General features: G+C 71.0%; 11 protein-coding genes and 1 riboswitch. Of the genes, 3 read left to right on the plus strand and 8 right to left on the minus strand.

Annotation, left to right across the window (positions count from 1 at the left end; genetic code table 11):
• On the plus strand, positions 1 to 642 hold a 642-nt coding region (locus P7D22_RS20530), incomplete at its 5' end, for a cobalt-precorrin-6A reductase (RefSeq protein ID WP_319936124.1).
• Here P7D22_RS20530 and cobJ read toward each other — a convergent pair.
• From cobJ to P7D22_RS20565, 7 genes are read right to left on the minus strand one after another with little or no spacing between them, the layout of a single operon-like run.
• Positions 624 to 1,385, minus strand: coding sequence for a precorrin-3B C(17)-methyltransferase (gene cobJ, locus P7D22_RS20535; RefSeq protein WP_319936125.1), 762 nt, complete (start codon positions 1,383 to 1,385; stop codon positions 624 to 626). The two genes, P7D22_RS20530 and cobJ, sit on opposite strands and share 19 nt — an antisense overlap.
• Entirely contained in the window at positions 1,382 to 2,107 is a 726-nt protein-coding gene (locus P7D22_RS20540) for a precorrin-2 C(20)-methyltransferase (RefSeq protein WP_319936126.1), read from the minus strand. Before P7D22_RS20540 ends, cobJ begins: the two co-directional genes overlap by 4 nt.
• The gene (locus P7D22_RS20545) at positions 2,104 to 2,733 is read right to left on the minus strand and encodes a precorrin-8X methylmutase (protein WP_319936127.1); all 630 of its coding nucleotides are present in this window, start codon (positions 2,731 to 2,733) and stop codon (positions 2,104 to 2,106) included. Before P7D22_RS20545 ends, P7D22_RS20540 begins: the two co-directional genes overlap by 4 nt.
• Positions 2,730 to 3,956: a precorrin-3B synthase gene (cobG, locus tag P7D22_RS20550; protein ID WP_319936128.1), complete on the minus strand. Its 1,227-nt coding sequence runs from the start codon at positions 3,954 to 3,956 to the stop codon at positions 2,730 to 2,732. The genes P7D22_RS20545 and cobG overlap by 4 nt, the downstream gene beginning before the upstream one ends.
• Positions 3,953 to 7,246, minus strand: coding sequence for a cobaltochelatase subunit CobN (cobN, locus tag P7D22_RS20555; protein WP_319936129.1), 3,294 nt, complete (start codon positions 7,244 to 7,246; stop codon positions 3,953 to 3,955). Before cobN ends, cobG begins: the two co-directional genes overlap by 4 nt.
• A gap of 10 nt (positions 7,247 to 7,256) precedes the next feature.
• A complete protein-coding gene (gene cobW / locus P7D22_RS20560; protein WP_319936130.1) occupies positions 7,257 to 8,291 on the minus strand; it encodes a cobalamin biosynthesis protein CobW in 1,035 nt (344 codons plus the stop codon).
• Positions 8,288 to 8,719 carry a DUF1636 domain-containing protein gene (locus P7D22_RS20565; RefSeq protein WP_319936131.1) on the minus strand — a complete coding sequence of 144 codons (432 nt, stop codon included), beginning with the start codon at positions 8,717 to 8,719 and terminating at the stop codon, positions 8,288 to 8,290. The genes cobW and P7D22_RS20565 overlap by 4 nt, the downstream gene beginning before the upstream one ends.
• Positions 8,720 to 8,803: 84 nt before the next feature.
• Positions 8,804 to 9,000, minus strand: a riboswitch (cobalamin riboswitch).
• Between the two features lie 175 nt (positions 9,001 to 9,175).
• On the opposite strand from P7D22_RS20565, the gene P7D22_RS20570 reads away from it, so the two are divergent.
• Both P7D22_RS20570 and P7D22_RS20575 read left to right on the plus strand, forming a co-directional pair.
• Positions 9,176 to 9,409, plus strand: a complete 234-nt coding sequence (locus P7D22_RS20570) for a hypothetical protein (RefSeq protein WP_319936132.1) — start codon at positions 9,176 to 9,178, stop codon at positions 9,407 to 9,409.
• 165 nt (positions 9,410 to 9,574) lie between these two features.
• Positions 9,575 to 10,717 (plus strand): epoxide hydrolase family protein, encoded by a 1,143-nt coding sequence (locus P7D22_RS20575; RefSeq protein ID WP_319936133.1) that lies wholly within the window; start codon positions 9,575 to 9,577, stop codon positions 10,715 to 10,717.
• A gap of 15 nt (positions 10,718 to 10,732) precedes the next feature.
• On the opposite strand, the gene P7D22_RS20580 is transcribed toward P7D22_RS20575, so the two are convergent.
• The coding region (locus tag P7D22_RS20580) for an aldo/keto reductase (RefSeq protein WP_319936134.1) at positions 10,733 to 11,789 on the minus strand (1,057 nt) is incomplete at its 5' end.

The raw sequence follows: 11,789 nt of genomic DNA on the forward strand, positions 1-11,789 counted from the left end.
GTGCCGGCCGCCTCGCCCCTGCCCCGCCGCATCGGCGGCTTCGGCGGCGCCGACGGTCTCGCGACCTATCTGGCGTCGGAAGGCGTTGCGGCCGTCATCGACGCCACCCATCCCTTCGCGGCCCGGATTTCGGCTCATGCGGTCGCGGCCTGCACCGGTCTCGGCGTGCCGCTGCTGGCCTTCTCGCGCGCCGCCTGGATGCCGGAGCCCGGCGACGCCTGGCAGAACGTGCCCGACATCGCAGCGGCCGTGGCGGCGCTGGCGGCGCGACAGGCCGCCTCCGTGCTGCTCACCACCGGCCGGCTCGACCTCGCGGCCTTCCGTGGGGCGCCGCAGCACCGCTACCTGGTCCGTACCATCGACCCGCCCGACGCGGCCGCGATGCCACCCGGGGCCACGCTCGTGCTCGATCGCGGACCCTTCACGATCGCGGGCGAGAGGGCGCTGATGGCGCAACACGGCATCGCCCTGCTGGTCACCAAAAACAGCGGCGGCACGGCCAGCGCGCCGAAGCTCGCGGCGGCACGACACCTCGGGATACCGGTGCTGATGGTGGCGCGGCCCCTCATACCGGCGCGAGCCGAAACCGACCGGCTCGACGACGTGCTGGCCTGGATCGCCCATCAGGCGCCGGCCCGGTAGGACCGGGGCGTCAGGACCCAGGGCGTCCCGGCCGGGCGCGCCACAATGCGGGTTTCGCTCGACCCGACGATCACCAGCGTACTCATGTCGGCTGGCTGATCGACCGCTGCGGCCAAGGTGGTGACGCTGAGGCTTTCGGTCGGGCGGCCGATGGCACGCGCAAAGGCCACCACGGTGTCGGACGCCTTGAGGGTGCCGAGCAGGGCCAGGGCCTCGCGCAGCCGGTCCGGCCGCGCCTTGGAGACAGGATTGTAGAAGGCCATGACGAAATCGCCATCGGCGGCGGCACGCAAACGGCGCTCGATCGCGGTCCAAGGCTTCAGGTTGTCGCTGAGCGACAGGGCGCAGAAATCATGGCCGAGCGGTGCCCCGAGCCGGGCCGCGGCGGCCAGCATGGCACTGATGCCCGGCACCACCTGGATCGGCAGGTCGCGCTCATGCACCGGCCGCGCCTCGACGGCTTCGAACACGGCCGCCGCCATGGCGAAGACCCCCGGATCGCCGCCCGACACCACCGCCACATGGCGGCCCGCCTGGGCGAGGTCGAGCGCCGCATGGGCTCGATCGAGTTCGACCCGGTTGTCGCTGGCATGGCGCGCCTGCCCCGGCCGCTGCGGCAGGCGATCGACATAGGGCGCGTAGCCGACGAGGTCGGTGGCGCCCTTCAACACGGCATCGGCTTCGGGCGTCAGCCAATAGGCCGGGCCGGGACCGAGGCCGACGACGCTGAGCGAGCCGCTCACGGCCGACGCCCCTCGCCGGGCACCAGCACGACGGAGAAATACGGCGCCTCGTCGTCGGGCTTGTCGGCAAGGCGCATCACCACCTCGGCCTCCATGGTGCCGCGCTCGACATACAGCGCGCGGTCGAGCAGCCCCGCCTCGTGCAACGCCGCCCGCACCTTGGCGAGGTTCTGGCCGATCTTCATCAACACAACCGCATCGGCCTGCGCCAGCCGCTCGCGCAAGGCATCGGCCGGCAGGGTGCCGGGCAGCACCGTGAGCGTATCGTCGCCCCAGGTCATCGGCGCGCCCGCCGCCGTCCAACAGCCCGACATGCCGGTGACGCCGGGCACCACCGCGGTCGGGAATCGTGGCTTCAGCCGCGCATACAGGTGCATGAAGGAGCCGTAAAACAGCGGATCACCCTCGCAGATCAGCGCGACGTCGCGACCGGCCTCGAGATGGTGCGCCAGCCTGTCTGCGGCATCGGCATAAAAGTCGCTGAGCTGAACGGCGTAATCCGCGTGGGCGAACGGCACTTCGGTGGTGATCGGATAATGCAGCGGGACCTCGGTGCAGCCGGGCTTCAGCCAAGAGCCCGCGATCGCACGCGCATGGCCGCGCCGCCCGGCCTTGGCGAAATAGGCCACCACATCGGCGCGCTCCAGCACCCGCGTCGCCTTGACGGTCAGGAGATCGGGATCGCCGGGGCCGAGACCAACGCCGAACAACGTGCCGCTCATTCGCGCGCGCTCGCCAGCGCATTGACGGCCGCGGCCGCCATGGCGCTGCCGCCCCGACGGCCGCGCACCACGAGGGCAGGCACGCCATGGGCCAGCAGCGCCTCCTTCGATTCGATGGCGCCCACGAAGCCGACCGGCATGCCCACCACGGCGGCCGGTCGCGGGGCGCCGCCGTCGAGCAGTTCCAGCAGGTGGAACAAGGCCGTCGGCGCATTGCCGATCGCCACCACGGCGCCGGCGAGGTGGGGCAGCCACAGGTCCACGGCGGCAGCCGAGCGGGTTGTGCCGGTGAGTGCCGCACGACCCGCGACCTCCGGGTCGTTCAGGGTGCAGATCACCGCATTGCCGGCCGGCAGCCGGGCCCGGGTGACGCCATCGGCCACCATGCGGGCGTCGCAAAGCACCGGAGCGCCGGCCTCGAGCGCCGCGATGGCGGCCACCACGGCCCCGGGCGTAAAAGCGATTTCGGCCGACACCTCGACCATGCCGCAGGCATGGATGACCCGCACGGCGACGCGCTCTTCCGGGCCCTCGAAGCGCGCGAGGTCGGCCTCGGCCCGGATAATGGCGAAGGATCGGCCGTAGATGGCCGCGCCGTCGCGGATGTAGTCATAACCGGTTGTCACGAAACCCTCGCGCGTTCGGCGCGGCTTAACCAGTTCGCGGCCCCGGTGGAAGACAAACCTGTGATGCGCGGATGCGCGTCGCCGCCGCGATGGGCGTCGTAGCGTCCATCGCGCGCCACCAGCGTCCAGGCGGCATCGGCCGGGCGACCACAACCCTTGATGCAGCCTGACACGTGGATGGAGCCCGTCCCGTCGAGCCGGCCGGCCAGCATCGCCGCGTCGGTGCGGGTCGCCACCGTGGCACGATGGCAGGCGGGAGCGCCGACGCAGGCCGTGACGGCGAGGCAGGGATCGTCGGCCGCGACGATGAGGCCGAGGCGGCCGAGCCGCGCCACGAGCCCCGCCCGGTCGGCGACGCCGACAACGAGGAGCACCCGCCAGGGCGTCAGGCGCAGGTCGGCGGCGCCTGCGGCGCGGCAGGCCACGACGATCTCCGTCAAAGTCTCGGCCTCGAGGCCGCCGAAGGGCGGCGCCAGGGCCACGACATCTTCAGTGAGGCCGAACAGGTCGGCGGACTCGACCGGCGGCGGTTCCGCCACCGGGGCTGCGGCCAGTCGCAGCCCAAGGGCCGCAAAGACGGGCGCGGCGCCGAGACGCGACAGCAGGGCCGCCATCCTCCCCGATTCCGGCTGCGCCGCCACCAGGGCCGCGACAGCGGCCAGCAACGGCGGCAGGTCGGGCGGCGCAGCGAAGGGCTCCGCCCAGGCGTCCGCGAGGCCGAGGCGCATGGGTCCGCTGCGGTCGAAGCGGAACCGCATGTCGGCCGACACCCCAGCCAGCGGCAGCCGGCCGCCGCCATCGACGACGAAGCTCCATTTGGCCGGCAGCGCCAGACCGGCCGCAGCCCCCGCGGTCAGGCCTGCCTCGAGCGCCGCCAGAAAGGGCCGGACCTCGACCCCCTCGGGATCGTGGCCGGCGAGCGGGCTCGCGACGATGTTGCGCAATGTTTCGACGGCCTCGCTGGCGTCGAGCAAGCCGGCCTGTCGCAAACCAGCCGTCAGTGCCGCGATGCTGTCCGGACGGGCGCCGCGGATCTGCAGATTGGCGCGGCCGGTAAGGTCGAGGTGGCCATTGCCGAAACGGGTCGCGAGATCGGCCACAGCGGCGGCCTGGTCGAAACCCAGCCGGCCGCCGCGCGGCTTCACCCGCAGGATCAACCCGTCGCCGGATGCCATGGGGCGGAGGGCGCCGGGGCACCAGCCCACCGTCGCAGGCCCGCTCATGCGGCCTCGGCCTCGAGCTCAGCCAACACCGCCAGGGTGGAATTGCGGCGGCACTGCCAGAAGCCGCGCCGCAGCGCCGAGCGGTAGCGGGCCGCCATGCCGCGCGTTGCGGCCGGGTTGGCGTCGCGCAGAAAGGTTCTGACGGCTTCGTCGCCGAGCGTAGCGTCGAACAAACGGTCGAAATGCCGGCTCGGCACGGCTTCGGTGGTGGCCGCATAGGCGAAAAGCGCGTCGAGCGTATCGGCCATCGTGGCGGCGCCCTGCCAGCCGTGGCGCATCTGGCCGGCGATCCAGCGCGGGTTGGCGGCGCGGCTCAACAGGGCGTGGTCGACCGCCTCCGCCAGGCTGCGCAGGCGCGGCCGGTCGGGCACGGTGGTGTCGGCCCGATACAGCGCCGGCGCGGCGCCCAACAGCGCCGCCGCGGCCGCGAAACCGCCCTCGTGCTCGGCAAACACGTCCGCATCGAGCAGGTCCTGCCCGGGCAGGTCGCCCGTATGCGCAAAGGCATCGGCGGTGCCGACCCGCTCGCGGAACCCGGCGGCATCGAAAGCGCCGTCGCCACCCCGGCCGAAACCATGGGTGGTGGCGGCCAGATAGGCCTCGCCGAGCGCGTCACGGCCGTCCCAGTCGTCAGCCGCCAGCATCGCACCGAGACCGGCGCCATAGTGGCCGGGCGCGGCGCCGAAGATGCGGGTGAGCCCGCCGCCTTCGCGCAACGGATTGTCCTCGACGGCTTCGTCGAGCGCCGCCACGGCCCGGACGGCGGCGTCGAAGAGCGCGATCTGCGCCGGAAAGGTGTCTCGGAACAGGCCGGAGATCCGCAAGGTGGCATCGACCCGCGAACGGCCGAGCCGGGCCAGCGGCAGCATCTCGAAGCCGGTGACGCGGCCCGAGGCCGGGTCCCACACGGGCTTCACGCCGAGCAGCGCCATGGCCTGGGCAAGGTCCTGGCCGCCGGTCCGCATGGTGGCGCTGCCCCACAGGTCGAGCACGACGCGGCGCGGCCATTCGCCGTGATCCTGGGCGTGCCGGGTCACGAGCTCCTCTGCCATGCGGGCGCCGATGTCCCAGCCGGTACGGGTCGGCAGCGCGCGCGGATCGACCGCAAAGATGTTGCGCCCCGTCGGCAGCACGTCGGCACGACCGGCCCAGGGCGTGCCGGAAGGGCCGGGCGGCACGAAACGGCCATCGAGGGCCGCCATCAGGGCGTCACGCTCGGCCTCGGCGCAGGCCGGGCGCGGATCGTCGGGCTCGAGCCCGGCCGGCGCCACCCCGAAAACGTGCAGGCCGTCGCCGATACGGGCTTCCTTCAGGTCGCACAACCAGGCGTCGAGCGAGGCCAGCACGGTGTCGGACCCGGCGGCGGGGTCGGGCGCGAGGCCGCGCAACAGCCCGGCCGCCTCGGCCTTCTCCAGGATGGCGGCCGCCAACAGCCGGGCGCGACGACCGTCGAGCGCCGTCGCCTCGGCATATTCGTCCAAGAGCTGCTCCAGCTCGGCCGTGTCGCCATGCAGGCCGGCGGCCACCAGCGGCGGCGTCAGATGGCCGAGCGTCAGCGCGCCGATGCGCCGCTTGGCCTGGGCGGCCTCGCCGGGGTTGTTGACGATGAACGGGTAGATCACCGGCAGGGCGCCCACCAGCACGTCGGGCGCGCAATCCTCGCTCAGCGCCACGGCCTTGCCGGGCAGCCATTCGAGCGTGCCATGGGTGCCCATGTGGATCATCGCATGCAGCCGCTCGGCCTCACGCAGCCAGAGATAAAAGGCCACATAGCCGTGGCAGGGCGGCAGGGCCGTGTCGTGGTAGTCGACGCGTCGCGTCGCCGCGGCGCCGCGATCGGGCTGCACCGCCACGAGCAGCTTGCCGGCCCGGCAGACCCGGAACGCAAAGGCGCCATCCTGGCAGGCGGCATCGTCGGCCGGATCGCCCCAAGCGCGCCCGACCTCGTCCACGAAGCGGGCCGGCAGGTCGGCCAGCAGCGCGCGATAACGGGCGAGCGGCAGGCTCGGCTGCGGCTGCGCTTCCGTCAGGGTGGCCATCAGGGTGGTGGCGGGCGGCAATCCCGCGCAATCGAACCCGAGCCCGGCCAGGTGCTCCGCCATGGCGGCGACGCTGGCCGGCGTGTCGAGCCCCACCGCCTGACCGGCGCGGCCGCCCTTGCCGGGATAATCCGACACGATGCAAGCGATGCGGCGCTCGGCCCGCGGGAGGCGCCGCAGGGCCGCCCAGGCAAGCGCGCGCTCGGCCACGCGGGCGATGCGCCCCGGCTCGGGCCGATGCGCCACCCGTGCGAATTCGAGGTCGGGCGAGACCGTCGCCTCGGCCTTGAACGACGCGACGCCGCCGATCAACCGGCCATCGACCTCGGGCAGCACGACGTTCATGGCGAGGTCGGCCGCGCCGAGGCCGCGCGGGTCGGCCGCCCAGGCGTCGTGCCCGGCCGTCGACAACACCACTTGCAGCACCGGCGCGTCGGCCCGGTCGGTGACGCGACCCGTCGGCCGCTGCGCCGAAAAGGCCGTGGTGTTGAGGATCACATCCACGGGCTCGCGGTCGAGCCAGGCCGACAGGGCGTCGGCCGAGGCGTCGTCCTTCAGGCTCGCAACAAAGAAGGCCGATACGCGGGCGCCGCGTGCAGCGAGCGCATCCGCCAGGGCGTGAACAGGCGCAGCGTCGGCGGCCAACAGCACGGCACGGTAGAACAGGATCAGCGCATGGGGCCCCCCGTCGCGGATAGCCCGACAACCAGCCTCGAACAGCCCTGCGGCCGGCACCGGCACGACCGGCCGCACGGGGAGCGGACGGCCGGCGAGGCCGGATACAAGGCGGAGGGCTTGCGCCATATTGGCGACGCCACCGGCCTCGAAATAGATCTTCAGGCTGGCGAGGTCGGCCGCACCGCAGGTGGACAGCGCCGCAAGCCGGGCGTCGGGCTCATGACAGCCGGGCAGTACCGCGAGCCCGAACCCCTGCTGCTTCGCCGCGGCCGCCAGCTCCTCGACGCCATAGCGCCAATAATCGAGGCCGCCGAGCAGCCGCACCAGCACGAAGCGGGCGTGCCGCACGGTCTTCTCGATGAAGAGGTCGACCGAATAAGGATGGCGCAGCTTCGCCAAACTGACCAGCCGCAGGCTTGGCAGCGCGGCACGCCCTTCGTCCCAGGCGGCGGCCGCCACCGCGAGGTCGCTGTCCGAGAACGACAACATCACCACGTCGGCCGGCGAGCGCCCGAGGTCGAGCGCCTGCGCCTCGTCGTCGAGCGATCGCGCCTGGGTGGGCAGAAGGTGCATCGGGTGCCGGTCAGCCCGCCAGGGCGGCCGCGATGGCGGGCTGGTCGAGCCCCTTGCGGCCGATCACCACCAGCCGACCGGCACGCGGCGCGCCTGCTCCCCACGGCTGGTCGAACTGCTGGCGGAACCGGGTGCCGACGCCCTGCACCAGCAGGCGCATCGGCTTGCCCCGCACATCGAGGAAGCCTTTCATGCGCAACACGTCATGGGAGGCCGCCACCGCTTTCAGGCGCTCCACGAAGGCCGCCGGATCGTCCAGCGTCGGCACGTCGAGCACAAAGGAGTCGAAATCGTCGTGGTCGTGGCCTTCCTCGGCGTCGTGGTGGGACGGCCGCGCCGCGAGGTCGTCTTCGGCGGCGGCCGCGAGGCCGAGCAGCACGGCCGTGTCGATGCGGCCCTCGCTGGTTTCAACCACCTTGACGGCCCGCGGCACCGTGGCCTCGACATCACGGCGGACCCCGTCGAGCGCGGCGGCGTCGAGCAGGTCCGCCTTGTTGAGCACGATCAAGTCGGCGCAAAGCAGCTGGTCCTCGTAGACCTCCTCGAGCGGGTTGTCGTGGTCGACCGCCGCATCGCCGGCGCGCTGCGCCGCGAGTTCTTCCGGGTCGTCGGCGAAGCGACCGGCCGCCACGGCGGCGGCGTCCACCACGGCCACGACGCCATCCACCGTCAGCTTGGCCCGGATGGCCGGCCAGTCGAAGGCCTTGACGAGCGGCTTCGGCAAGGCGAGGCCGGAAGTCTCGACGATGATGTGGTCCGGCCGCTCGGCGCGGCCGAGCAGCGCCTCGATAGCCGGGATGAAATCATCCGCCACGGTGCAGCACAGGCAGCCGTTGGCGAGCTCGACGATGTTCTCGTCGGGGCAGGATTCGATGCCGCAAGCCCGCAGGATGGCGCCATCGACACCGACATCGCCGAATTCGTTGACGATCAAAGCGAGGCGGCGACCCTTGGCGTTCTCCAGCAGGTGGCGGATCATCGTGGTCTTGCCGGCACCGAGGAAGCCGGTGATGACCGTGACGGGAACCTTGCTGAGCGTGGTCATGGACGGCTGATCTCGATCGGGAGGGGCGGAATGCGGGCCACGACGCCCTTCTTGATGGCGTCGGGCCGCAGCTTCCAGGGAATGAGGCCATCCGGCGCCTCGGCGTAAAGCCGGGCCGCCTCGCGGATCACCGGGACGGCGGCCTCGGCCGGCAGATCGCCGTAAACATAGGTCCACTTGCCGGTCGCCGCGAATGACACCGTGCAGGCCCGCTTGCAGACGCTGAGACATTCCACCGGCACGAGGTCGAGCGCCGCGTCGGCGGCCTTCAGGGCGTCGAACAACCGTGTCCCGGCCCGTGGGCCGTCGGACGCATCGCCTTCGGCCCGACAAGTGGTGCAGACATAAATCCGCATGGGCTGCGGCAGCGGCTCTTGCATCACCCTGAAACCTTCCGCGCCATCGAGGCCGTCATCCGGGTGCGCCATGCGCCGCGTCCCGCGCGAGCGGGATGAAGCGGGCCGGCCCTTCGGCCACCCGCCACACGCCTCGAGGCACCCCGCCCGACGCGCACGCTTTATCGTTCGACGGCAGGTCTCCTGGCTTGCGGATCGAGCGTCCCGACGCGGCCTTCCCGCCCGAGGGCAGTGGCATGGAGGCGTCGGCACTTTCCGCGCACAGTTGCGGGGGCAGCTGCGGCTTGCCGGGACAGGTGTCCCGCCGCATTCCCTTCGAACCCCTTGCGGGGACCGTCACACAAAACACTGGGCGGCCACGACCGGGATGTCAATGGCGGTCCTCCAGCCTCGCAGCAGGCGCCAATCCGCCGATGTGGCATCCACGACACAAGATCTGGCAAGCCGTTGTCCTCGGGCCGTTATCCCTGCCCCACGGCGCCTCGTCGTGCCAAGCTCCCTGCAAATCACAAAAACGGAGGATCACCGATGAAGCCAATCACCGCCTGTCTTCTCGCCTTCGCCCTGCTGCCGGCCACGGCGGCTCTGGCCAAGGTGAAGCCTGTGTCGCTGCAGGACCGGCAGCAGGCCGCCTGCTACGACGACGTCAACAAGTTCTGCAAGGATGCCATGCCAAGCGTCGACAAGGTGACGGCCTGCATGCAGGACAAGAAGCCCCTGGTCAGCGAGAAATGCGCCGCCTTGTGGGACGAAACGGAGTAGGTCTGAGGGCGCCCCCAACCAGGAACGCCTCTGCGTCGCATGGAGCAGCGGCATGGCCGCTTGCGGATGCACGCGGCCGCGCCGATCGGCGGGCCCGTCATGCGCCAGAACGGGACCTCGGATCGTGGCGCGCGCGTTGCCGACCCACAGGTTGGAGACGACGCGATGCAGCCCTTCGAAGTCACCTGGACCGATCACACCTTTGCACCGATCCGTGACCGCATCCAGGCCTACAGGATGCCGCGGACGCCGCCCGATACCGGCTGGACCACCGGGTGCGACCCGGCCTTCCTCGAATCCCTGTGCCAGCACTGGGCCGAGCGCTTCGACGTGGAAGCCGCGGCTGCGACCCTGAACCGTTTTCCGCAGCTGAAGGTCCGGGTTGATGGTCTCGAGCTGCATGCCGTGCATGTGGTGGGAGAAGCGGAAGGGCAGCGCCCGCTGCTGCTGACGCATGGCTGGCCCGGCTCGGTTTACGAGTTCTGGGACGTGATCGAACTGCTCGCCTTCCCGTCGCGCCACGGCGGCGATCCGTCCGACGCCTTCGACGTGGTAGTACCTTCACTGCCGGGCTATGGCTTTTCGGACAAGCCGAAGCGCCCCATCGGGGCCCGCACGACAGCGGGGTTGTTCCGCCGCCTAATGGAAGCGCTCGGCTATCCGCGGTTCCTCGCCCAAGGAGGTGACTGGGGCGCCGGCGTCACCACCTGGCTGGCGCTCGACCACCCCGAGGCCATGCGGGCCATCCACCTGAATTACCTGCTGGTTCAACCCTCGTCCGGGGGCGACCGTGCCGATGCCCGGGCCTGGAAGCACGCCCAGGAGGCGGTTCGCCAGAAGCTCGGTGCTTATTCGATGCTGCAAGCCACGAAGCCGGCCTCGCTCAGTTATGCCATGGCCGACAACCCGGTCGCTCAGGCGGCCTGGATCGTCGAGCGCTTCCATGATTGGGCCGATCTGCGCCAGCACAGGTTTCCGGCACCGTTCGGCATGGACCGGCTGCTCACCAATGTCATGATCTATGTGATGAACGACGCCTTCGCGACCTCGACCTGGTTTTATGCCGCGGCCGCTGGCGAAGCCGTGCGCAGCGTGCCCGAAGGACGCCGCGTCGAGGTGCCGACCGCCTTTGCGATCTATCACGATACGCTGTTGCCGCCCCCGCCTCGCGCCTGGGTGGAGGGCGGCTATCACGTCACGCGCTGGGTGGAGCAGCCGCATGGCGGGCATTTTGCCGCCATGGAGGCGCCGGAGTTGTTCGTGCCCGACCTGCGGGCCTGGGGCCGCGAGGCGCAGCCGCTCGGCTGACGGGTGGCGGCGGGTTCAGCCGTTGCCGACGGGCGCCAGATCTTGCACGCCATCATTCTCGCCGCCGAGCCAGTCGGGGTGCTTGGCGGTTCCGTCGAAGTAGGCCGAGGTCTTGAACAGCTCGTATCTGCCATCGGCGGCGGCCTGCTCGGTCCGGGCCAGCAGCGCCGTCATTTCGGGTCGGGACAGCGGCTTGAACGTCTTGGCGACCGCAAAGGCCTGATCGAGCGAGCGCCGGTCGTCGAGGCCGGTGATCTGCACCGACACCGGCAGGCTGAGCGCGAAGGTGAGGCATTCGACGGCCGTCACAGTGTTGCTCTTCAGGATCACGGTATCGCCGAGGGCCTTCATGCCGAGGATGCCGATGCCTTCCCGCACCGCACGCGGGGCCACCAACTGCCCGAACGAGCGGAAATGCGCGTCCATGACATTGATGGGCATCTGCACCGTATCGAAACGCACGCCGTGGCGTGCCGCCATGTCGAGCATCGCCAGATGCACGCGCGGGTCCTTGTGACCCGTGAAGCCGATGTGGCGCACCTTGCCGGCCTGCTTGGCGGCTAGCACCGCCTGATAGGCGCCGCCCTCGGCGAAAACGCGGTCGGGATCGTCGAAGCGCAGGATCTCGTGAAACTGCACGAGATCGACGTGATCGGTCTGCAGCCGCCGCAGCGATTCGTCGAGCTGGCTCGCCGCCGCCTTGGCGGTACGGCCGTCGAGCTTGGTCATCAGGAAGACCTTGTTGCGGTAGCCGCCCTGCGACAGCGCCATTCCCATGCGCTTCTCGCTTTCCCCCTCGTTGTAGTCCCAGCAGTTGTCGAAGAACGTGATGCCGCGATCGGCAGCCTCGTGCATCAGCTTGATGGCATCGGCCTCGGCCAGGGCCTTTTTGCCGATGTGAGAGCCGCCGAGGCCGATGGCCGACACGGTTTCGCCCGTTGTGCCGAGCTTCCGGTACAGCATCTCGCCGCGCAACTCGCCCGCATCCGTGACGTTCGGCAGGGCGGCGGCTGCGTCGGTCGCACTGGCGGGCGCCGCCCTGCCGAACGTCACGGATGCGGGCGAGTTGCGC

The organism is Lichenihabitans sp. Uapishka_5 (assembly GCF_033947565.1).
Classification (GTDB): domain Bacteria; phylum Pseudomonadota; class Alphaproteobacteria; order Rhizobiales; family Beijerinckiaceae; genus Lichenihabitans.